The 20,535-nt window shown below is 42.6% G+C and carries 26 protein-coding genes; 17 read left to right on the forward strand and 9 right to left on the reverse strand.

All coding sequences use genetic code 11. From position 1 onward, the window contains the following. Positions 1–260 precede the first annotated feature (260 nt). On the reverse strand, positions 261–1,058 hold the full coding sequence (locus tag H6G86_RS34725) for a hypothetical protein (RefSeq protein WP_190938163.1): 798 nt from the start codon (positions 1,056–1,058) through the stop codon (positions 261–263). A gap of 624 nt (positions 1,059–1,682) precedes the next feature. On the opposite strand from H6G86_RS34725, the gene H6G86_RS34730 reads away from it, so the two are divergent. The 7 genes from H6G86_RS34730 (at position 1,683) to H6G86_RS34760 (ending at position 8,084) form a co-directional block, all read left to right on the forward strand. Then, a complete protein-coding gene (locus tag H6G86_RS34730; protein WP_099099865.1) occupies positions 1,683–1,997 on the forward strand; it encodes a helix-turn-helix domain-containing protein in 315 nt (104 codons plus the stop codon). A gap of 106 nt (positions 1,998–2,103) precedes the next feature. After that, entirely contained in the window at positions 2,104–3,042 is a 939-nt protein-coding gene (locus H6G86_RS34735; RefSeq protein ID WP_190938184.1) for a hypothetical protein, read from the forward strand. 285 nt (positions 3,043–3,327) lie between these two features. Beyond that, a complete protein-coding gene (locus tag H6G86_RS34740; RefSeq protein WP_190938185.1) occupies positions 3,328–3,783 on the forward strand; it encodes a hypothetical protein in 456 nt (151 codons plus the stop codon). An 18-nt stretch (positions 3,784–3,801) separates the two neighbouring features. After that, positions 3,802–4,389 (forward strand): MT-A70 family methyltransferase, encoded by a 588-nt coding sequence (locus H6G86_RS34745; RefSeq protein ID WP_190938164.1) that lies wholly within the window; start codon positions 3,802–3,804, stop codon positions 4,387–4,389. A 25-nt stretch (positions 4,390–4,414) separates the two neighbouring features. Next, positions 4,415–5,215: a DUF5131 family protein gene (locus H6G86_RS34750; RefSeq protein WP_190938165.1), complete on the forward strand. Its 801-nt coding sequence runs from the start codon at positions 4,415–4,417 to the stop codon at positions 5,213–5,215. Positions 5,216–5,280: 65 nt separating this feature from the next. Beyond that, a complete protein-coding gene (locus H6G86_RS39220; protein WP_242065126.1) occupies positions 5,281–6,732 on the forward strand; it encodes a helix-turn-helix domain-containing protein in 1,452 nt (483 codons plus the stop codon). A 2-nt stretch (positions 6,733–6,734) separates the two neighbouring features. Beyond that, on the forward strand, positions 6,735–8,084 hold the full coding sequence (locus H6G86_RS34760; RefSeq protein WP_190938166.1) for a replicative DNA helicase: 1,350 nt from the start codon (positions 6,735–6,737) through the stop codon (positions 8,082–8,084). Positions 8,085–8,265: 181 nt separating this feature from the next. Here H6G86_RS34760 and H6G86_RS39225 read toward each other — a convergent pair whose 3' ends face one another. Then, positions 8,266–8,529, reverse strand: coding sequence for a hypothetical protein (locus H6G86_RS39225; protein ID WP_242065127.1), 264 nt, complete (start codon positions 8,527–8,529; stop codon positions 8,266–8,268). Between the two features lie 51 nt (positions 8,530–8,580). Here H6G86_RS39225 and H6G86_RS34770 point away from each other — a divergent pair, with 51 nt between their 5' ends. From H6G86_RS34770 to H6G86_RS34805, 8 genes are all read left to right on the forward strand, one after another. Continuing rightward, the gene (locus tag H6G86_RS34770; RefSeq protein WP_190938167.1) at positions 8,581–8,973 is read left to right on the forward strand and encodes a hypothetical protein; all 393 of its coding nucleotides are present in this window, start codon (positions 8,581–8,583) and stop codon (positions 8,971–8,973) included. A gap of 5 nt (positions 8,974–8,978) precedes the next feature. Then, entirely contained in the window at positions 8,979–9,371 is a 393-nt protein-coding gene (locus H6G86_RS34775) for an ASCH domain-containing protein (protein WP_190938168.1), read from the forward strand. Next, positions 9,368–10,606, forward strand: coding sequence for a DNA cytosine methyltransferase (locus H6G86_RS34780; RefSeq protein ID WP_199338541.1), 1,239 nt, complete (start codon positions 9,368–9,370; stop codon positions 10,604–10,606). The genes H6G86_RS34775 and H6G86_RS34780 overlap by 4 nt, the downstream gene beginning before the upstream one ends. After that, on the forward strand, positions 10,603–11,073 hold the full coding sequence (locus H6G86_RS34785; RefSeq protein WP_190938169.1) for a DUF1392 family protein: 471 nt from the start codon (positions 10,603–10,605) through the stop codon (positions 11,071–11,073). The genes H6G86_RS34780 and H6G86_RS34785 overlap by 4 nt, the downstream gene beginning before the upstream one ends. A gap of 142 nt (positions 11,074–11,215) precedes the next feature. Beyond that, a complete protein-coding gene (locus H6G86_RS34790) occupies positions 11,216–11,494 on the forward strand; it encodes a UPF0175 family protein (RefSeq protein WP_190938170.1) in 279 nt (92 codons plus the stop codon). Further along, positions 11,491–11,976 (forward strand): PIN domain-containing protein, encoded by a 486-nt coding sequence (locus tag H6G86_RS34795; protein WP_190938171.1) that lies wholly within the window; start codon positions 11,491–11,493, stop codon positions 11,974–11,976. The genes H6G86_RS34790 and H6G86_RS34795 overlap by 4 nt, the downstream gene beginning before the upstream one ends. Before the next feature lie 12 nt (positions 11,977–11,988). Continuing rightward, positions 11,989–12,228 (forward strand): hypothetical protein, encoded by a 240-nt coding sequence (locus tag H6G86_RS34800; protein ID WP_109013123.1) that lies wholly within the window; start codon positions 11,989–11,991, stop codon positions 12,226–12,228. Next, positions 12,215–12,427 (forward strand): YgjP-like metallopeptidase domain-containing protein, encoded by a 213-nt coding sequence (locus H6G86_RS34805; protein ID WP_190938172.1) that lies wholly within the window; start codon positions 12,215–12,217, stop codon positions 12,425–12,427. Before H6G86_RS34800 ends, H6G86_RS34805 begins: the two co-directional genes overlap by 14 nt. A gap of 650 nt (positions 12,428–13,077) precedes the next feature. Here H6G86_RS34805 and H6G86_RS34810 read toward each other — a convergent pair. The 3 genes from H6G86_RS34810 to dinB form a co-directional block, all read right to left on the reverse strand. Continuing rightward, a complete protein-coding gene (locus H6G86_RS34810) occupies positions 13,078–13,350 on the reverse strand; it encodes a DinB/UmuC family translesion DNA polymerase (RefSeq protein ID WP_190938173.1) in 273 nt (90 codons plus the stop codon). A gap of 64 nt (positions 13,351–13,414) precedes the next feature. Further along, the gene (locus H6G86_RS34815; protein WP_190938174.1) at positions 13,415–14,788 is read right to left on the reverse strand and encodes a hypothetical protein; all 1,374 of its coding nucleotides are present in this window, start codon (positions 14,786–14,788) and stop codon (positions 13,415–13,417) included. A 544-nt stretch (positions 14,789–15,332) separates the two neighbouring features. After that, a complete protein-coding gene (dinB, locus tag H6G86_RS34820) occupies positions 15,333–16,469 on the reverse strand; it encodes a DNA polymerase IV (RefSeq protein WP_190938175.1) in 1,137 nt (378 codons plus the stop codon). A gap of 194 nt (positions 16,470–16,663) precedes the next feature. On the opposite strand from dinB, the gene H6G86_RS34825 reads away from it, so the two are divergent. Next, positions 16,664–17,074, forward strand: coding sequence for a hypothetical protein (locus tag H6G86_RS34825; RefSeq protein ID WP_190938176.1), 411 nt, complete (start codon positions 16,664–16,666; stop codon positions 17,072–17,074). 166 nt (positions 17,075–17,240) lie between these two features. Then, positions 17,241–17,588 carry a hypothetical protein gene (locus H6G86_RS34830; RefSeq protein ID WP_190938177.1) on the forward strand — a complete coding sequence of 116 codons (348 nt, stop codon included), beginning with the start codon at positions 17,241–17,243 and terminating at the stop codon, positions 17,586–17,588. 105 nt (positions 17,589–17,693) lie between these two features. Here the strand turns inward: H6G86_RS34830 and H6G86_RS34835 are convergent, their stop codons facing one another. The 4 genes from H6G86_RS34835 to H6G86_RS34850 all read right to left on the reverse strand — a co-directional run. Further along, positions 17,694–17,888 (reverse strand): hypothetical protein, encoded by a 195-nt coding sequence (locus tag H6G86_RS34835; protein ID WP_190938178.1) that lies wholly within the window; start codon positions 17,886–17,888, stop codon positions 17,694–17,696. A gap of 48 nt (positions 17,889–17,936) precedes the next feature. Further along, the gene (locus H6G86_RS34840) at positions 17,937–18,320 is read right to left on the reverse strand and encodes a glycosyltransferase (RefSeq protein ID WP_190938179.1); all 384 of its coding nucleotides are present in this window, start codon (positions 18,318–18,320) and stop codon (positions 17,937–17,939) included. Between the two features lie 172 nt (positions 18,321–18,492). Continuing rightward, positions 18,493–18,972 (reverse strand): glycosyltransferase family protein, encoded by a 480-nt coding sequence (locus H6G86_RS34845; RefSeq protein WP_190938180.1) that lies wholly within the window; start codon positions 18,970–18,972, stop codon positions 18,493–18,495. Between the two features lie 150 nt (positions 18,973–19,122). Next, positions 19,123–20,535, reverse strand: a 1,413-nt coding sequence (locus tag H6G86_RS34850) for an NACHT domain-containing protein (protein WP_190938181.1), incomplete at its 5' end; no start/stop codon positions are given.

Raw genomic sequence — 20,535 nt, forward strand, 5'->3', positions numbered from 1 at the left:
AACTAGTTCTTTATTTTCGTACCATCCTGCTAATTGTTGATTTTCGTAAGCAATCCAAATGCCTGCGGGTGAAGGAATACTTTTGGCTGCTGGGGTCTTTTCGTAGGCTTTATGTTCAGCAGAATCAAAGTCAAAAGCTGTCATAGTAGCTGCTTGCCTTTCTTTAATGTTAGTTTTCGCAAAAAATAAGCGAAGCTCTAATTCTGAGTGGCACTGATTTTAAAACAGTGGTGGAAGAAAATTCTCTTCCACCATTTCGCTTACGCCGCTACCAACTCCCGACGAACTTGTGGCAGTTCAATCGGAGTAGTTACCCTGAGCAGTTCTTCTACAGCCTCTTTTACGCTCCAATACTTCATGCCATCGCCGCACCGCCAATAGTAAGTCTTGGGGTCGTTTTCCCAGACTTCATTGGGGTTTCGGACTTTGAAGAGTATGCCCAAGAATTCACCATCTAGATATACGTTGTGAGCCGTCTGAAGGTCAGTGCGTCCTACATAAGTCAGTCGGTAGTTGTCCACTGGCGTACACAAGTCTTCTGCACGAGTCCCGCGATACCCACAGTTACCGCACCCATGACCTTCGCAGTCTGGACAGATGGCAGCAGGCATATTCCACTTCGGCAGTGTAAAATCCCATTCAGCCGGTGGCATTAATATTCGAGCCTTGTGAGAGATATAACAACCAGCGTGACCGATTACCTTATCAGTATGGTATTGGACGCTTAACGATAGCCAATCACAATCACCTAACAAGCCTATTTTCTCAGAAGCTTGTTTCAATTCCTCATCTTCTTTGTGATTGCACTTTACTGGAGCAGAAAGACTCGCTTTTACCTCTGCAACAGCCCGTTTGAAGGATTGTTTGTGGTAACGAGCATAGCCGTGGATCATTTTTACCCACACAATATCATCACTGTTGATCCAGATAGTTACTACATCTTCGGGCTGGCACTCTTTTGAATAGTCTGACTGATTCACAATGGTTGCAATGATTTGGCGATCGCGCGTGGTTAACGGATCTTTTGTTGGCGCAGGGGCTAAACTTTGTGTCATCATTATAAATTGCCTCTTATTTAATAAGTGAGGGCATAGGGGCGATCGCATACTTTTGCAGAGCGGCGATCGTCCTATTTTTATTGGTCACTTTGTTGTGCTTTCAGCACAACACTCTCAATCTAGAATTGGCGAAGCCTCATTTTTCTTGCTGCTAACCAGTACTTAGAGCTACTAAGCAAAAGACATAGTGCGTCACGCGACCGACGGCTTCAATAGTATTATTTGCCAGCCACTGCACTAAGGCGATTGGTTCTGCTTTGAATAAAAGGCTTGCTCAAAGGCTGTGTGTCCGTTGATTGCTTCTCCAGGCTTCTTTACCTACTCAATAGAGCTTGTGCTATACCCCGGTGATCATGTCTCTAGACTATGTTTCGAGTTGGAATGTTAGCTTGACTTGGCTTGCCTTGTGAACCCTTTCGCGTCCTGGGTGCTGGCGGTTTGCTTTCCTTGCCCTTATGTCTATCACTATAGCCGTTATGTCGATAAATCGTCAAGACAACTAATCATCAGTAAATTCCCGAATTAACTCACTGATTGATTAAAATATCGTATAGTCGCTATGTCGTTTAATCGATAAAATGATGATACCTTTAATAAAGTAATCGACAATAGGAACGTAAGGACATGACATCTATAGTTTTAATGATGAATCCTCCCGTTCCGCCTAAGTACACTAAGCGTAGTGACAGAAAAGCCGTGCAAAACCTAAAGGTGAAGCTACGTTGCAAATTGCAAGATTTAATCGATGAAAATGGGTTAACTAGAACGGCTTTAGGCGAAGCTACAGGGTTAACCGCTGGTGCAATCCGTGGCTTATGCGAGAACACGGCCAAACGTTACGATGCTGATACGATAACTGTTTTATGCGTTTATTTCAATTGTCAAATCTCAGGTTTGTTTGAGTTAGTCCCTAAACGGGAAAATTTTGAAGAGGATTAACAACGCTAAAGCAACAGTTTTAAATATCAAACCATGATTATTTATAGCGATCGCCCCAACTTGGCGGAAGGACAGCGATCGCCCGTCCTATTTTCCAAGGAACAATATGAGTTTACCTTTAAATCAGTCCGTGTTGCTGGAGTCAAGAACACTGAGGACTTCAGCTTTAACAAATTTTGAGACCGACAAAGCTTTATCTATTCTCTCCAAGGCTAAAGCAATAATTTTCGCTGTCTGGAATGGTAGTGGTTGGGCCACCACTGCACAGATTGCAGAATACTTCGAGGTGAGTGAATCAGCGATTAAAGAATTGTACAGAAGCAATCAAGAAGAATTTAACCTTCAAGAAACTGAAACCCTTGTGGGGCAAGCACTTAAGGATGTTAGACAGACATTCTGTCTAAGTCCCAGAACACCAAAAGCGAGAGTTTTTAGTCCTTTAGGCGCTCTCAGGATTGCGATGTTACTACAACAATCGGAGGTGGCCGCACAGATCCGAACGATACTTATTGAAATCGTTGCAGCGATACCCAACACAATTGCATCTCAAAACCAAAATCATGTACCAGTCCTTCCTCCTGTTGAACAGAGGCTAGATACTTTTGTCAAAGCAATGAAGACTTTAGCCGAACTCACAGGTGGCAGACTCAACCCATATATGGAACAGAATTGCAAAGACTTCGCCGCCAATCTGATAGCTGACTACAACAGACAGTTACTAACCGGTACAAAAGAAAAATGGCTTGGCGTGGTCAACTTTGCAGAGAGCGAACTGGGAAAGAAAGTCCCCCTAAGCGGCACTCACTACCGGGGACATCTTGGGACATGGGTGAGAACATTCTACCCACACTTGGGCGATCGCCAAGAAACGCGATTGGTTAATGGGGTTCAACAGCCAATCTATGTCTACGCTTGTCACGAACCGACTGTTGCGGCTGGGTTGACCAAAGCTATAGAAGAGTTCTTTGCTCACCCCAGTCCTGGAGCAGCGCTAAGGCAGGCGGGGGCTTTCGCTAGCAAGAAGGAACCAGTGATGACCAAGTGAAAGCGAACGCCCCCACCAAAGAAACGTTCGCTAATCTAAAGATGGAATTTTTTGCTGAAGCATCGAATATTACCAATAACATTAAAAGCTTCTCTTTCATGAAGTCAAGCAACTAACAGTATTTTGAAATTATTTGTTACAAGGATGACTTCTCTAGCAAATAATACACATCTGAGAAAGTGTCGTCACTTCAAGATTCCTAACAATCGAAATAAAAAGCGATTGCCGCTCAATAAGTAACAATCGCCACACAAAAACACTCATTGCATCTCTAGAGTAACAACAATGAAAGCCATAGTTACAGTAGTTGAAAAAATCACATCGGAAGCTCACATTAATATTCCTGACGGTTTAGCATTAACAGCAATTAAGCAGCATATAACAGACCGCTATAACAGTGGCGAGATGCTGACTGAGATGAACATTTTCCACGTTGATTTTGAATCTATTAGCGCTCACATTGATTCAAAACCTTATATTACTTGGCATCAAGGCAACCCTAGCGATCGCTGTCAGTATTACTTCTGTAAACTGGGAAGATTTACTTTGACTCTGTTAACTGACACAGAGCAAAACTTGACTCGTACAGAAGTTTATTTTGGGCATTATAAGCAACTTATTTATACATCAGAAAAGGAGATATCCAAAGAATTGGCAACAGTTGAACTCCAAAACTTCTTAAGTGGATTAGCTGTTGAACTTCAGATTTTAAGCCACATTGAATTTCCAGAACAAGTTTGAAAATAACAGGAGTTAAACATGAGACTAACAACATTAGAAGGTCAATACCAGTGCATCGTGATTGACCCTCCCTGGTTTTATCGGCTGAGAAATCAGGATAAGACTCATCGAAACCGCATTAACTACAAGCCAATGCACATAGAAGAAATACTGTCATTGCCTGTTCCAGACCTAAGCGATCGCACGGGGTCAGTTCTTTGGCTTTGGTTCACCAACAATCACATGATTGAAGCGGCTCAATGCTTGCAAACATGGGGTTTTAGCTTGAAAACTATTCTTACCTGGGAAAAAGTTACTAAGAGCGGTACAACCCATCTGGGTACTGGTCACTGGCTACGTAACGCAACTGAACATTGTGCTTTAGCTGTACAAGGTAATGTCAGGGCTTTTGCTGGACGTTCCCTCACTAATGAATCATCACTAATCCATGCACGACGACGTGAACATTCCCGTAAACCAGATGAATTTTTTGAACTAGTAGATAAACTCTGCCCAGACATGACGAAGTTAGAAATGTTCGCTCGTTCTTCTCGTGATGGTTGGGATTGTTGGGGGGATGAAGTCCAAAAGTTTGATAGTGAAATGAATGTTTCTTTGAGTGCATGAAAATAGCATTATATAAAGGGTAATTATGTCAACAAGCATAGAATGGACAGACCAAACAGAAAATATCATCCGTGCTAAAGAAGGCGGTTGGTGGTGTCATAAGAAAAGCGAGGGTTGTGCAAACTGTTATGCAGAGAAATTAAATAAAAACTCTTTCTTTGGCGGAAACAAGCAACCCTACTCTGGGCAACCACCAGAGCTAGTGTTAGATACAGAAGCTATTCGGAAATGGGGATTCCAAAGAAAACCTAAGAAGCATTTCGTTTCTTCAATGACTGATGTTTTTGGTGAGTGGGTTCCGCGTTTTTGGCAACATGAAATGCTGGACGGAATGTTCGTTGCTCCCAATCAAATATTTCAGATTCTCACCAAACGCCCAGAAATTATGCTGTTATCTATGGATGAATGGCTTTCTTGTCATGGACTAGACAAGTTACCTTTAAATATTTGGTCAGGAACTTCGATTGAGAATCGCCGCACTTTAGAAGAACGTAGTCAATTTCTTGCTCAAATTCCGGCTTTAATTCGGTTCTGGTCAGTTGAACCATTGTTAGAAGATTTGGGCGATATCACTCACTACTTGAATGATGTTCAGTTAGTAATTGTTGGTGGTGAATCTGGCCCAAATTCCAGACCATGCCACATCGAATGGCTCGAATCGATTGTCCAACAATGTCACGCGGCTAAAACACCTGTGTTTGTGAAGCAGTTGGGGGCGAATGCAATATTTCGGGGACAGCGATTCAAAACCCGCGACAAGAAAGGGGGAGACATTGAAGAGTTTCCCGAACATCTGAAAGTTAGACAATTTCCCTTTGATGCGTGAATAAAGCAAAACCCCCGCCTGTAGCGCAGTGCGGGGGGGAACCAAACCATTTGAGGTCTACAGATATGAGTTTAACAGAAAAAATACAAAGTGATGGCTCTAGCTACGGCAGAAGAAAACGCCATATTTATATCGATAGCAAGCTGGATGATTTACCACTAACAATGGAGGCATTTCGAGTTTACTCTCACCTGTGCCGTCGAGCCGGTTGTGATAATAACGCCTTCCCTTCATACAAATCTATTGGTGAAGTCTGTTTTCGTGGTTCTTTCCCTAGTTCCTCAACTGAAACTTTAAGGCAAAAAGCGATCGCAGCAGTCAGTGAATTGCTTTCGTGGAACTTAATCACTAAAACATCCATTACCAAGTCTAATGGTTCAGTATCTTCTAACCAGTATCAACTCACAGATATTGATGACTGGTTTGGTTTTCCTACTAAACAATCAAGTTTAATCAGAGGAAAAAATAGGGGTAGTAGTGGAGGAATACTAGGGGTGGTATTGGGGGGAAACCAGGGTAGTAATGGGGGAATACCAGGGGTAGTAGTCGGGGAAGACCAGGGTAGTAGTGGGGGAATACCCAAAGATTATCCAATTAAAGATTATCCAACTGAAGTCTATCCACTCAAGGACGCGCCCCTGGCAACGCCACCCGCGCCCCCCACCCAAGAGTGTGTGTGTGAAAAAGAAGAACTTGATTTAACAACGGAAGAAATTGAACTTGAAGAACCAAGTTTAGAAAAACCAACCCCAGAAGAACCAACCCTACAATTACCCACTTCGTTGTCAAAAAATTTCGAGTCTTCGCAACAAACCGATAACCCCTCAAGTGGATCAACTATTGCGGCAGGGTCATTCGAGAAATCCGAACAAGCCAATAAGCCGCAACTAACCTGTCCCTACAAGACAGCCCGGAACGTGAAAGAACTGATTGACGCTTGGATTACAGACCCAACTGCTTTTGCTGATGATTTTGTACCACTGGTTGTCAGAGAAAAAATCAAGTGGAATCGCTGGGTTTTACCTTGGCACAGTGGAGAGCGAAAGCTGAATAATCGCTACCAGAACTTCAACCCGATAGTCGTGGACTTCCTGGCACAAGAATTAGCCACTAAATCGAAACTCTCGGCACAACTCGAAATTACTCATGCGATCGCTGTAATGAATACCTGGGAGAAAACCAAGGGTGGGTGGACGAATTTGAATCAGCGTTATCAGCAAGCATTGCAAACAGAAAAACAACCCCTACCTCAACAGCATACTGCTTTGGCTCACAAAGTAAAAAACACCACTAACAGTTCGCTCGAAGATGCCTTGGCACAAGACCGGATACGCCGTCAGCAAGAGCAATCTATTCGGGTTCCATCCAATGGGTATCAGCATAGCCCACAAATGCTGGAGCTAAAGGCAAAACTTCAAGCCAAAGCAAATGAGCCAAAAGTTCCGAGCAACACCAGACCATCTTCCACGAATTTGCGAGAAGTTGAAGCGCAGTTAAAATTAGCACTAAGAGCATAATTATGCACTCTAATCAAGACAACGTAGTTTCTTTTCACCCTGACAGGTCACTTGACAACTTGCCTCCACAAAATATCGAAGCGGAAGTTGCTATTTTGGGCGGGATTATGCTCGACCCAGAAGCAATAACCAGAGTCAGCGATCGCCTAATAGCCCAAGCCTTTTACATCAGCGCCCACTCATACATTTATCAAGCTGCGACAACGCTTCATGCTCTGTTTCAACCCACAGATTTACTAAGCGTCACCGCATGGTTGGCTGACCACAATTTGCTCAATCGCATTGGTGGCAGGAATAAGCTAGCAACTTTGGTAGACCGCACTGTGTCCGCCGTCAACATTGATGCTTTGGCTGATCTAGTGATGGAGAAATATCGACGGCGGCAGTTAATCAAAGTGGGCAATGAAATTGTCCATCTCGGTTACGAAACAGAAACTGAACTACCACTTGTCCTTGGGCAAGCTGAGGCGAAAGTTTTCACCGTTACCCAAAATCAAAGCGATGAACGCTGCAAGGTTTTCTCAGCGCAAGACATGGGCATTGAACTTTTTCAAAAACTGGAGATGGGAAGTATGGCAGGCGACAAAGTTGGTTGGTACGACCTCGAAAATATCACCGGTGGCATTTATCCCAGCAGCTTAGTTGTAGTGGCTGCCGAATCCCACATGGGGAAAACTCACTTCATGATTTCTTACGCTTACGAAATCATGACCAAACTTGGAAAGCCAGTTCTGTACGTTACTCCAGAAATGGACAAGAATCAACTCAATGCCCGAATGCTAGCCCGAATCACAGGTGTAGACGCTTCTATGATTCAAACCAATACGCAATGCTACTGGGAGCAAATAGCACAAGGCATAGGGCAGATGGTGGAGTTGCCTTGGAAGGTTTACGAGCATTCTTCCCCTACAACCACAATGATTGCCTCTGCTGTGCGCCGTGCTATTGCCGAATTTGGTGGTTCTATTGGGGCTGTGTTTATTGACTACTTGCAGCAGATTCCTCTGGAGTCAGGCGGGAACATGGCTTTTGAAGTGGGCAAGATTACCCGTCAGATTCGAGATATTGCCAAGTCTCACAAAATCCCTGTTTTTTTGGGCTGTCAAATCAATCGGGGCAATCAAACTACGGCTGATAAACGCCCCAATCGGCATCTGTTACGTAATTCTGGCGAAATCTTTGAGGTTTGTGACCAGTTAATTATGCTTTACCGAGATGCCGTGTATACGAAAGACCCCAGCGATCGCACTATTGAGTTGATTGTTGAGAAAAACCGCCTTTACGGTAAGCTTGGCACTGCAACAATGTTGTGCGATTTATCCACATCGAAATTTTTGAACTTGGCGAGGTAAACGGGATGGAGTTAATTAATTTGGCGTACTACTGCCACCATTCCGGTCACGTAAATACTCCCAAATTCTGCGAATTTCCTCTTGAAAGACTTGGCGATCGCGTTCTGCTTGGAGTAGAGAAGCCAACAATACTTCTCGATCGCGGTCAGCTTGAATTTCATTTTCCCTTATGGCTTGGCGATCAGCTACGCTGGGCGGTTACGCCATCGCGTTCAGCATCTCTTTGAGCAGCACGTAATCCTTCCTGATGGAGACGCGCAATGTCAGCCAATTCCCTAATGGTACGCTCTAACCTAGCAATGGTTTGGGAGTTACCCCTTGTTTCCCGCCTGTTTGCATTTTGTACTGTCCTCAGCAAATCTAATTCGTCACCGATCTCTTCTAGACAAGTATCAATATTATCAAACCTTGCACTGATATCTTCCGGTGGAAAAGCGTTTGTCATAATCCCTCCTTCTTCTTTCTATTCTCGCAGAAACTCACAATTACAGACTTTATGAGTACAACTATCCAACAACTCTTCCATAAATGGGCAACTCTTGCCCCTGATGAATGTTTATCTACTGAGCGCGATTACAAGTTCAAGCTCCGAATTTTACCAGATGTTGAAAAGTGCAATTCTCTTACTGCTAGTCGCCTAATTATTACTGAGAACTTAGAAACACATTTAGCCAATCGACGTGATCATCGACGTGATCTTACAATTCAATTGTTGAATTTTGTGTTACTGACGATTATTCAGCACTGCGCGGCTCGACAGTCCAGTATCAGCTTCAGCTTTACAGAACTTGGGACTATTGCCACAATCTGCAACGGACTGCGTTCAAAGCCACATCCACATCCAGCGATCGCGGCATTAGACGCATACATTCAATTGCTGGAGTTTTAAAACCCATGAAAGCGCTATCTGTTCGTCAACCTTGGGCATGGGCAATAATTTATGCTCTTAAAGACATAGAAAACCGAGGCTGGCCCATTCATTATCGCGGCGACATTCTGATTCACGCTGCCAAAACTTGCACCAAAAAAGATTACCAGCTAGCGAGAGAATTTTGCCAAGGGATGGGGGTAGTAATCCCAGAACTAATCTCTCTACGTCGTGGACAAGTTATTGGCATTGTCACAATAGTTGACTGCCGATTCTCACAAGTTACATCTGGCTGGGGGATGGCTGGGCAATACCATTGGAAGCTGGAGAATCCGCGCGAGATTACGCCGATTCCTTACATTGGGCGGTTGGGAATTTTTGAAGTGCCAGACGATTTGATTATGGAGGTGGTTGCATGACTAAATCAGTAATATCTGAGTTATCTGCAATACCCGAAAAATTCTTAGAGAAAGGGGTCAAAGCCTCACAATGCGAATCGGTTGGATGTTTATATCCGTACCTCAAAACTAAAAAGTTACTTGATGGGTCAACCTTTATCAAAAAAGCGAAATCCAAAAAGACATCACCAAAATTAGATGTCTGCAAAAATTTTGATAACACAAAATTAAAACCAGTTCTTCCAGCCAATGCACCGATCGCTGTAGTACTTTTCGCTGGTGGCGGTGGGATTGAAGCGGGGATGGTTGAAGCCGGGATTCGTCCAGTTATTGCAGTAGAGTTTGACCCAAGCAAACCAGAACTGAGCAAGGCGATCGCCAAAACCCATCACCACAACTTCAGCGAATACGGGTGTAGAGTCGTCCAGCTAACAGTTCAAGAAGTAGCACAGTCAGGATTCATAGGTTTTCCCCACCGCCCCGATTACCTCCATGCCTCGCCAGTATGCGCCAACTTCAGCCAGGCTCACACAGCTAAGGCGGGAAAAGGCATTGAAACGGCTGATGATCTGAGTGCAGCGATCGCTGTGGCAGAAGCCATCCGGCAGTTGCAGCCACGGGTGTTCACGCTGGAAAATGTGCCGCGCTATCGGAACAGTCAGAGCTTCAGTATTATCCTGCAAATTCTAGAACTTGAGGGGTACTCGGTCGATTACAGCGTGGTCAGCATGGACAAATTCGGATTACCCCAGGCGCGACGGCGGTTAGTTCTGGTTGCAAGTAGGGGTTTTGGCGTTGCTTTACCCGCTTACAGAAAACCAATAGGTTGGTACGATGCCATTGCCCATCTCATTCCTATGATGACCGATTCCCAGCTACTCCCCAAACAACGGCAAGCGGTAGAAAAATTTCTGACGGTTAACGAACCAACACCACTGCTACTAGAGAGAGTTGGAGGACGCAACGGAATGAAGTACAAGCCTGGGTATTTACCTTGCAATACGATATTGCGATCGCATTTTACCGATCACAAAGGCTGTAACCGTAGTAAGTTCGCTGATATCTGGTTGCCGGATGGTACGGTCAAATCCTTGTCTATTGAAGGGGCTGCAATCTTGCAAGGGTTTCCCGGTTGGTACGAGTTTCCCAACGAGACTGCTACGGCTGGGTCAATCATCGGGTATTCTGTCCCTCCCAGTTTCGCAACACAACTATTTATATCTGCACAGAGCAAATTATTCGGAGTGACTGTATGACTAACCTTGTCCAAAACTTGGAACAGTGCTGGTACATTTCTCAGCCGTGGGGTCAGCAAATCCCACCGTTACTGGTCAGTTTGTTAGAACGAGTGTACGTAAAGTCTGCCAAAGCATTCGGTTATTGTACTGGTGTGGAGTGGTCAGAACATGGCTGGAAATATGAAATCAACGCTAGTAATACCAATATTACTGTTTTGGGAAGTGAACTTATTGGTACAGGTAACTTACAAGCGAACACTAAAGAAAAACCTGTGTTTCGACTCGGTGAGTTAGTTGAGTTTCGGTTTCACGGTGATGGCCCTCCGGTTCGTATTGTCCAGGGAATTCAACTGATTAATGATTCTTGGTTCTACAGCATCGAGTGGATGTCTCCCAGCATATCGGAAAAAGGTGATGAGGTTTTTACCTCCAGAGATTCCATCGCGCGGGTAACTGATTACGATTTGGAGCGGGTGCGAGTATGACAGTGTACACTTGATACTACCGTAGTAAAATTGACTAGTTAAAATCGCCGAATAACTCGACTTTAGCCGATAAAAAAACGATATATTATATAATATCAACCCTGTTGAAAATGAAACATCACAAAGAAAATATTCTGGAATTATGACTAAAGTAGAATTTACCATTCCTGTTCATTCTGTTAATAATGCCATCAGAGAAGAAGCAGAAACTAAAGCCAAAGAAGCTTATGTGATGACTCTACTTAAACATGGAGAAATTAGCAGTGGTAAGGCTAGTGAATTACTAGGAATTCCTCGACTAGAGGTAATAGATTTAATGTCTAAATATGAGATATCTCTATTTGACGATAGTATGACTTTAGACGAATTTCAGCAAGAAGTTAATCAGGCGAAAATGAAATTACAAGGCAATAATCTATGATTGTTGTCTCAGATACAACCCCATTAAGTGAACTTTCTAAAATTGGTAAATTAGATTTACTTTCGGCTGTTTTTGGTAGAGTAATAATTCCTCAACAAGTCTATACAGAATTAACAACGGGGAATCATCCCGCAGTTTTAGCTGTAAAATCAGCCTTATGGCTAGAAGTTCTTTCTATAAGTAATAACCAACTCATTGAACAATTACAATTAGAAACCGACTTAGATTTAGGAGAATGTTCGGCAATTATTTTGGCAGAAGAATTAAAAGCAGATCAACTTTTAATTGATGAAAAAGCTGGGAGAAAAGTTGCTATTAGTAGAGGCTTGCCAATTATTGGTTTAGTTGGAGTGATTATTTTAGCAAAAGAGCAAGGATTGATTGATAATGTCAAGAATATTTTAGATAATTTAATCAGTAAAGGAACAAGAATCAGCCCAAAAATTTATGATTATGCTCTAATTACAGCAAGAGAAATTTAAAACAATCTGACAATGAACCTATCCCCAAGTGACTGGCTAGAAAATATCATCTCCCAACTTCCAGCCCTTACTCTTCTGCAAAACATGGGCTATGAATATCTCACACCACAGTCAGCCCTAGCCAAACGTGGGGGAAAACGTTCTAAGATTGTTCTAGAAGAAATCCTCACAACCCAACTTCGCAAACTAAATCAAATTCAACACCGGGGACAAACTCACGCTTTCAGTGAAGTCAATTTTGTTTGCGCTTGAATACAGCAATCGCAAAACTCTGGGCATTGAAGTCCATCCAGACAGTAGCGTTGTAGTTAAAGCCCCCCATAATTCACCCCTAGAAGCTATCCAGACTAGAGTTAGCAACCGTGGAAGATGGATAACCAAGCAGCAACGGCAATTTGCCCAATACGCCCCTACATTAACCGCCCAGGAATATGTTTCTGGAGAGGGGTAAACATCATTCCAGACTGGCAAACTTGCAAAGATTACCTCAATACTCGCATTGAACTACGTTCCGTGGAGTCAAATAAGCGGTGATTCCGAAAACAGTTGTCAATAACTAGCTATTTTGCCGACCATTGGTCGGCAAATATTTTTCGATATGCAAGTAGACAACATCATAGCTATTGTTAAATCCATTTCTAAGACTGGCTATTCGGCATCGCGCTCCGCTCCCGTCCCCAAAAAGCACTCCGCACCCATAAAACAAACGGCAAAATGTCTCTGATTCGCTGAGAACTTCTTGTATTCTAGAATATCCGTTCTTTGTGGAAAGCCGAATGATTCCTATAGATATGAAACCGACTCATCAAAAAAAACCCTAACCCAGTTCGCAAGAAAACAGAAGTAACCCTACCACCCATTGAACCCATTGAGATTCCTGAGAGCCAAAATATTCCTGAAACAGTAATTGAACCAAATCCACCTGTGTACATTGAAGTATCAAAATCGGACTACATTTCTGAACACTATCGCCCCTTACGCTCCGTTGGTAACTCCGGGTGGCAACCGTCTGATTTGTGGCGCGAGTTGAGAGTTGATGATTTCTGTCGTGGGTAAGTCAGTATTTAAACAGCGCGATGCTGCGGTTCTTGCTAGCCTACGCTAAAATATAATCCCTGCATTCTGAAATAGCGGCAGTTGAATTACTTGGGTTTGTTTGGCGTTATCCAGGTTAGACAAAGAAATCCCCAACAACCTAATACTGCGGTTTTCCAGATCAATCGACTCAAACAATGCTTTGGCTACCTCAAAAATCGTAGATAGTTCACTGATGGGAGCAAGCATTGTCTTACTGCGGGTTAGCTGCTGATAGTCAGAAAACTTGACTTTCAGGGTTAATGTGCGTCCTCTATCCTGCTCCTGAAAACAGAACAATGCCTAATTTACATCACTTTCAGCCTTAACTGAACTGTATTGGCTTAGAAGGATTGAATTTACGTTAACAGTGTTGTTGTTTTTTGAACAGTGATAACAGCAAACACATAAGTCCCATTAGTACCAACGACGCTGAAGAAACAGATTCTGGGACAGGCTGAGGGCTTTGCACGGTCTGATAATTGATGAAATTTCCTTGAATTGGGCTGAGTGATGCCAAAAGTTGCTCAATATCGCCAGATATATTAGTGTCGTTACCAACACTTTTAGAAGAGATGAGGCGGTTAAATGTTTGGCTACTTGATACATCAAAATCTCCTGCTAATCCAAGAAAATTTTGACCTATTTTACCTATAAGAGAGTCAATTAGATTGTTAACATCAGTTTTAATCCCTAGTTGTGATAAGTTTAAACTACTGATATTATTGACGTTTCCAATTTTTGTGTTGTCAGTATTTGCTAACCAATTGCCATTACCAATAATTTCATTTCCACTGCTAAAAACCCAGTTGCCATTACCAATAATTGTATTATTAGTACCAAAATCCCAATTGCCGTTTCCAATGATTGCGTTGTCACTGCCGAAGTGCCAATTACCATTACCTAATGTTGAATTATTACTTCCGTCGTCCCAATACCAGTTGCCATTACCAAGAGTTATGTTACTCTTTCCAAATAGCCAGTTGCCATTACCGATGGTTACGTTGTCATTATTAAAGTTCCAATTACCATTGCCAATGGTTGCGCTGTTACTGCCATAATCCGAGTTAAAATTACCAATAGTTGCGTTATTACTACCAAGATCCTTATTACCATTACCAATCGGTGCGTTGTCCTTATTAAAGGTTTGGCTACTTAGATTAGATGTATTCCCACCATTACTAAAGGGTATGTTGTTACCAAGAGCTTCTTTCAACGGATCGAAAGGCGATTGTTGAAGCAGACTACCAGCACCTGCTATAGGATTACTGCTACCTGCAAATGGGTTGGTAGCCCCACTTGGAATCGGATAACCACTGCCTGCAAACGGGTTACTACCTCCTGCCAATGTGTTATCAATACCATTGAAAAAGTTATCACCTAAAATTGACTTTAATCGATCAAAGATTAATTCCTGAAGCCCACTGCCAGCATCGCCTGCAAAGGGGTTAATACCGCTAGCTGGAATAGAATTGTTACCGTTACTTAATAACAGATTGCTACCACCGTTTGCGGATGGGTTGACACCTCCTGCAAATATATTCCAGAAGTTGTCGCCAGCGAAAGGATTACCACCATAGGCTAAATCAGGCTTACTGCCACCAGTACCACCACTTTCTCCATTACCAATACCACTAAATATCTTGGTGAGTCCTTCTTTACCAAGAACTCCTTCCAAGCGACCGAAGGGTGATTGTAAAATCGAATTGTTCCCACTATTACTTGAATTTTCTGCCATTAGATTAATCCTCATTATTGGATAAAAATCTTGCTAGCATTGCAACATTAAATAGACTTAAGTTTATTTAATCACTTGAGCGTTAGCCAAACTACTTAGTAGCTACTAGATTATTTAGTTATCTCCACTTAATGGGGATAACAAATTTTTCATCAATGCTACTTACATCTAAAATTTATACAATTTAATTTTGAAGGACAATGCAAAATATTTTGATCCATTTATCAAACTTATAGATATTTTTAGATTTAACTTAAAAAATTAACTAAAATGTTTGTATAGTAAAATTTAATTTTGGTTAACTATTATATTGCAATGAATAATCTTTTGATAAACTTGCCAATTTTTTAGATATTTAACGAACAGAATTCAGGAGTCAAGAGCCAGAATGGGCTAAACCTTAGCTATCCGCTAACAGAATTGAATTCTGTGCGAGTGGCGGATAGCGGCGGCGGCGGCAAGCGAGTCTTCTCCTGTCGGAGACGCTACGCGAACGAGATAGCTATTCAGAAAGCAAGGTACTTTTGCACCAGTTAACACAGAGCTAAAATATGATGCCTGCATTCTGAAATAGTGGCAATTGAATGACTTGAGTCTGTTTGGCGTTATCCAAATTAGATAAGGAAATGCCCAGCAACCTAATACTGCGATTCTCCAGATCAATCGACTCAAACAGTGCTTTGGCTATCTCAAAAATCGTAGATAGTTCACCTATGGGAGCAAGCATTGTCTTACTGCGGGTTATCTGATGATAGTCAGAAAACTTGACTTTTAGAGTTAATGTGCGGCCACGCGTTTCGTGCTGCTCTAACCGTTGCTCGACAATTTGGGCAATAATTTCGAGTTCCTGCAACATCTGACCGACATCGCTTAAGTCCTGTGCAAACGAGGTTTCTGCACCAACGGACTTGCGAACCCGATTCGCTTCAACTGGGCGGTCATCTTCTGACTTGGCAATTCTGTAGTAATAATGACCAGCTTTACCAAAGTGATGTGTTAACTCAGAAAGAGTTCGCATTTTCAAATCTGCGCCAGTATGAATCCCCAGTGAATGCATTTTAGCCGCCGTAACTTCTCCAATGCCGTGGAACTTCTCAATTGGCAGTTGTTCTACGAAGGTGATCGCATCCTCCGGTAAAATCACCGTTAGTCCATTCGGCTTATTCTGCCCTGATGCCATTTTTGCAAGAAACTTGTTAATCGATACGCCTGCGGTTGCCGTCAACTGGGTTTCTTGGAAAATCGCAGTTTTGATATGTCTTGCGATAGTAGAAGCGTAGGTGATGTTTTGCTTGTTCTCAGTCACATCCAGGTATGCTTCATCTAGTGCAACTCCTTCCACTAAATCACTGTAGCGTTTAAATATGGCGTGGATTGCAGTGGAAATCTCTCGGTAAACGTCGAATCTCGGTCTGACAAAGATAAGCCCAGGACATTTAGCGATCGCAGTTATTGAAGGCATTGCTGAATGAATACCAAACTTACGAGCTTCATAACTGGCGGCTGCAACTACGCCTCGTTGATTGGGACTGCCACCGACGACTAACGGTTTGCCTCGGTAGCTAGGGTTGTCCCTCTGTTCCACCGATGCGTAGAAGGCATCCATATCAACGTGAACTATTTTCCTGGTTCTAGCGACAGATTCTTGTCCCAAGGGTAGCTCCACCACAAGCAGTCTCATTTTTTACGCACTATGCCACGAGCAAATTAAATCCTAAACTACAAATCTTATAGTACACTAGCACTAGTCTCTCGTTCTAAGTCTCCCACCATTTAGTAGAACCCTTTGGTGACAATTCTTTATCGCCCATTAATGCAAAAATAATTGATAACTTTTTAACTGTCTGTTCACCCCATCTCCTCAATATCCACAATATGAATATCGACCGATTACATGAACTTAAGCAAAAACTCACGGATGACGCAGACTTGTCCGATATCTGGCTATTTTATATGGATCATTTTGCGGATCTGCGGGAATTCACTGACATGGGTGAGCCTGCCTATAATGAATATCTAGATACTGTCCTCCAAAAAACTTGTCAGCAGATATTTGATAGGGCAATAAGAATTAGTGACTTTTTGCTAATCTACATCTCTCCATATCATTTATTTCATGGAGCTTTTCAAATCGAAGGACGTATTGGGGGTGTGATTTATTTCGAGGATATAAAAATTGGGTTAATTGCAGTATCGGCAGATTATCCCCCTACCGATGCAGTTAAGTATTCACGTTTTACCGAGATGATTCAACTGTCTGCTCCTAATGGCAACAATTACAATTGAGAGAAGCACAACTTATAATTTAGATGTCATCTTATGGTTTTTGCCCTGAGCAAAACTAGTAGTCTAATAGTAAAAGTCTGTTCAGCCTGGAGACTCTTGCTAAAATAACGTGCAATTCTATGTCACAACTTTATATAATCCCTAGTAGAGGACTAACGAAAGTAATATGACCGACACGCCTGAGTATTTCCCAAGTAGACTAGACCGACTTGAACAAATAGTATTGGGACTAGCAGAGAGACAATCCAATACTCAACAGCAATTAGATTTGCTTACTGATAATGTAAATCGTGTATTGGCCAGAAGTGCAATCTTAGATGATGTACTACTTGAGTTACGCGATAGCCACGAAATACATCAACGTAACTTTGAAGAACATCAACGTAACTTTGAAGAACATCAACGTAACTTTCAAGAACATCAACGTAACTTTCAAGAACACCAACGCACTACCAACGCTGCACTACAAAGTCTTGAAGCCATCTTACTCCAGTTGACTCGAAATCATTCTTGAGATGCGATCGCATGAGGGTAAATTTTGAGCAAATTCACCTTCATAAAAAATGATTGTCTCTTGCCATTAATGCTGACCTTGAGATCGCATATACGCACTCACTCATTACCGTTCATCCCGCAACCACTCCAACCCCATCCGCAACGCTGCCTCCGCCGTGTAATAAATCTTTTGTTCCCCGAATATCCCACCTGTGCGGCTGATGATACGGAATCCCCAGCAATGCCCTGGCGTGTAAAAAACCATTAGGATACTGCTGTTGACACAGAGTACCGTGTAAACTTTAACTTGTTGGGACATTTACTGCTGTTGTGGGTGTGATGATGTATTTTAATTGTGTGAGATTTCTCACTCAATCAACCCCAAATGCCGATGGAATGCTTCAACAGCGTTCGCCACACCATCTTCATCTCTAATCTTCTGGCCTAACTCCTGGGCTTTACACCGCATCACCTCATCACCCAGTACGATTTCAATCGCTGCTGCTAAAGTTTTATCTGACACTTTCTTGTATGGTATCGGCGCAGGGCTGACTCCCAACCGAGTTAGCTTTTCACCCCAAACTGGCTGATCTGCAAAAAAAGGTACAGTAATTGATGGTGTCCCTGCACGTAACACTGCCGCCGTTGTACTAGCTCCTCCGTGATGTACTACTGCTGGCACTTGAGGAAATAACCAATCATGGGGAACTTCCTTGATCACAAACACTCGTAGCGAATCTTTTATATTCACTGTTCTTCCAACGTTCCCCCAGCCTGACCGAACAATTCGCAATTCGCAATTCGCAGTTACAATTAGTGAGGGCTTGAACCCACCACTATCTTGTAGACCACTCATTCAGAGAATCATTGTTGGCTCTGTACTCGTTAATTAACAATTAAATAATTAAAATATTTCCTTGTATTTAATTGCGAATTGCGAATTGCGAATTGTTTTTTGCCGGAGTATTCTGTCTGAAGCGTCTGCCCAAATATGGTAGAGGCGGCAATTTCAAAGTTTCTGTTCTGAAGTGATTGAGCAGTTGACGATATCTTTGCCAGTGTAAAAACTCTACTAGTAAGTAGCTGCCATAGTTGATTAATTTCTTTAGCGGGTTTTTAGTTATTTGAGCAAATCTCAAAAACCCAAACATCCCTGTGGGAGTCAACGGTAGAACTGATGCAAAAAAGCAAGGTACGCCTAATTTCTCTGCGATATGATATCCAAAAGTAGCTAGCGGCGTGTAGATAATCACCTCACTTCCAACACACGCACTCCAAGCTGATTCCAACTGTTGAAGTAAAAGCTTATCTCCTTCTTCTTTTTTCAACTTTTCTCCCGCAATCAATCGCTGCCCTTGTTTCGATTGCAGAAACTCTTCCACTATGACAAACAGACTACCCAAAAAGGCATTTTTGAAGTTTCGGTTTTGAAAAGTCGGTTTAGTAGTGAGACGACTGTCAATCTCTTATTTGATGAACGATTTGGACAGTTTAAAAATTTAGCTAAATCTCAGCGTCTTTGAAGTAAAAACCGTCATAATTAACCAAAAGGATTATTGCCATTCCCTGTCCTCAAGTTCCTTTTGAGGTAACAATAAGGTGGCTTCAATTTCCTGCCTGATAGCAGCAGTCACTTCACAATTGCTATGCAGACAATCGAGTAGTAACTTATTGGCATCGTAGTATCGTTGCAAAACTTGTTGTTGTTCGGTGCTAAACTGCCACTGGTGGTTAATGTTGCGATAATTAATGACCGTCATCTTTAATTGTTCAGCCCAAGCTGAATAGTTTGTCTGCCCCCATAGCTTAAGCCGTTCTTTATTTTGACGAGAACTTGGCAATTGATCAAAGAGTTGTTGCAGAGATTTATGAAGTCCAATATCCAGAACTATACCCAAAATGTTTGAGAGAGCATCTCCACAGGCGTGGATGTGGGCAAAGTCCTGGCTCCCATCAATTGCACATTCGAGCAGTAGGTCATCTAAAGCCGTATCCAGAAATATTCCCTGGTCGAGACTGCTGGCTAGGGCAAAGTGAGAAGCTATGTGAGGAGTCCGACTTAAGGCAAGGTAAAAGGCTCGTGTTGTCGCCTCTTTTGGTTGGCTGGGAATAGTACGAGATTTTTGGCTCGCCCAGGTCAAAAATTCTTGTAAATAAGGGTCTTGGGCAACCAGTGCATCAATCTGTTGCTTCATCAACTGTACTAAAGAGTCTGCACTTCTGAGCATGGTAGCTGTTAACAAGAAAATTTCGTGCCAGTTCGGATCTGTAATGTGACTAACTAATCCTTCTAAAGCTTCTCCAAATGCCTCTAGATTATGGCTGGCAACGATTTTTCTTGCTGTGAAGTATTCTTGAAACGCCAGATAGGAGAATGAAAAAATTCCCCGCGCCCGTTCTGCTAGTAGCCCATGTTGAGCCTCGATCGCTTTCAGTGCTGCTTCACTTTCTATTTGCAGTTCTTCGGCATCCATAGGCGTTTTGGTCAGATTCTGAATATAGTCACCAATGTATTGCTCAACGATGCGTTGCTCAAAAAAGTACTGACCTTGCTCAAATGTCGCTGCTGCAATCTGACTCAATAACTTGAGCTTTTGTGGTAACAAAAACCCTCGGTAAACTTCATCCCGTTCAATGGCTCTGGCTTCATCCCATTTGCCCAATAGAAGGTCTAAACCTTGCTTATAAAAGTCAGTCCGCTTAGTCGGAAATTTTGCTTGAGCGTGAAACACCCAGCAAGCAAGATGCAGAAATAGGGGTGTAACTACAAGTTGGCGAAATTGCCAGTTTTCATCTAATTCCAACTTCTCAACAAACTGAACGGACAGCGCTTGACCGTCTTGAATGTTGGTTTTGGTAAAGGCTACAAACCATTTTTGAGCAAAGGCGATGATTTGTTCTGAGGTAAACGGGGCAATCTCAACATCGGTAAAGCCTCGAAGTCTGAGTTTTTGAGATGCTGTTCG

This window comes from Nostoc sp. FACHB-133 (genome assembly GCF_014698055.1).
GTDB lineage: Bacteria > Cyanobacteriota > Cyanobacteriia > Cyanobacteriales > Nostocaceae > Nostoc.

Excerpts from the sequence above, each read along its gene's own strand:
- H6G86_RS34725 (WP_190938163.1), bottom strand. The coding sequence starts at position 1,058 with ATGATGACACAAAGTTTAGCCCCTGCGCCAACAAAAGATCCGTTAACC.
- H6G86_RS34730 (WP_099099865.1), top strand. The coding sequence starts at position 1,683 with ATGACATCTATAGTTTTAATGATGAATCCTCCCGTTCCGCCTAAGTAC.
- H6G86_RS34735 (WP_190938184.1), top strand. The coding sequence starts at position 2,104 with ATGAGTTTACCTTTAAATCAGTCCGTGTTGCTGGAGTCAAGAACACTG.
- H6G86_RS34740 (WP_190938185.1), top strand. The coding sequence starts at position 3,328 with ATGAAAGCCATAGTTACAGTAGTTGAAAAAATCACATCGGAAGCTCAC.
- H6G86_RS34745 (WP_190938164.1), top strand. The coding sequence starts at position 3,802 with ATGAGACTAACAACATTAGAAGGTCAATACCAGTGCATCGTGATTGAC.
- H6G86_RS34750 (WP_190938165.1), top strand. The coding sequence starts at position 4,415 with ATGTCAACAAGCATAGAATGGACAGACCAAACAGAAAATATCATCCGT.
- H6G86_RS39220 (WP_242065126.1), top strand. The coding sequence starts at position 5,281 with ATGAGTTTAACAGAAAAAATACAAAGTGATGGCTCTAGCTACGGCAGA.
- H6G86_RS34760 (WP_190938166.1), top strand. The coding sequence starts at position 6,735 with ATGCACTCTAATCAAGACAACGTAGTTTCTTTTCACCCTGACAGGTCA.
- H6G86_RS39225 (WP_242065127.1), bottom strand. The coding sequence starts at position 8,529 with ATGACAAACGCTTTTCCACCGGAAGATATCAGTGCAAGGTTTGATAAT.
- H6G86_RS34770 (WP_190938167.1), top strand. The coding sequence starts at position 8,581 with ATGAGTACAACTATCCAACAACTCTTCCATAAATGGGCAACTCTTGCC.
- H6G86_RS34775 (WP_190938168.1), top strand. The coding sequence starts at position 8,979 with ATGAAAGCGCTATCTGTTCGTCAACCTTGGGCATGGGCAATAATTTAT.
- H6G86_RS34780 (WP_199338541.1), top strand. The coding sequence starts at position 9,368 with ATGACTAAATCAGTAATATCTGAGTTATCTGCAATACCCGAAAAATTC.
- H6G86_RS34785 (WP_190938169.1), top strand. The coding sequence starts at position 10,603 with ATGACTAACCTTGTCCAAAACTTGGAACAGTGCTGGTACATTTCTCAG.
- H6G86_RS34790 (WP_190938170.1), top strand. The coding sequence starts at position 11,216 with ATGACTAAAGTAGAATTTACCATTCCTGTTCATTCTGTTAATAATGCC.
- H6G86_RS34795 (WP_190938171.1), top strand. The coding sequence starts at position 11,491 with ATGATTGTTGTCTCAGATACAACCCCATTAAGTGAACTTTCTAAAATT.
- H6G86_RS34800 (WP_109013123.1), top strand. The coding sequence starts at position 11,989 with ATGAACCTATCCCCAAGTGACTGGCTAGAAAATATCATCTCCCAACTT.
- H6G86_RS34815 (WP_190938174.1), bottom strand. The coding sequence starts at position 14,788 with ATGGCAGAAAATTCAAGTAATAGTGGGAACAATTCGATTTTACAATCA.
- dinB (WP_190938175.1), bottom strand. The coding sequence starts at position 16,469 with ATGAGACTGCTTGTGGTGGAGCTACCCTTGGGACAAGAATCTGTCGCT.
- H6G86_RS34825 (WP_190938176.1), top strand. The coding sequence starts at position 16,664 with ATGAATATCGACCGATTACATGAACTTAAGCAAAAACTCACGGATGAC.
- H6G86_RS34830 (WP_190938177.1), top strand. The coding sequence starts at position 17,241 with ATGACCGACACGCCTGAGTATTTCCCAAGTAGACTAGACCGACTTGAA.
- H6G86_RS34835 (WP_190938178.1), bottom strand. The coding sequence starts at position 17,888 with ATGTCCCAACAAGTTAAAGTTTACACGGTACTCTGTGTCAACAGCAGT.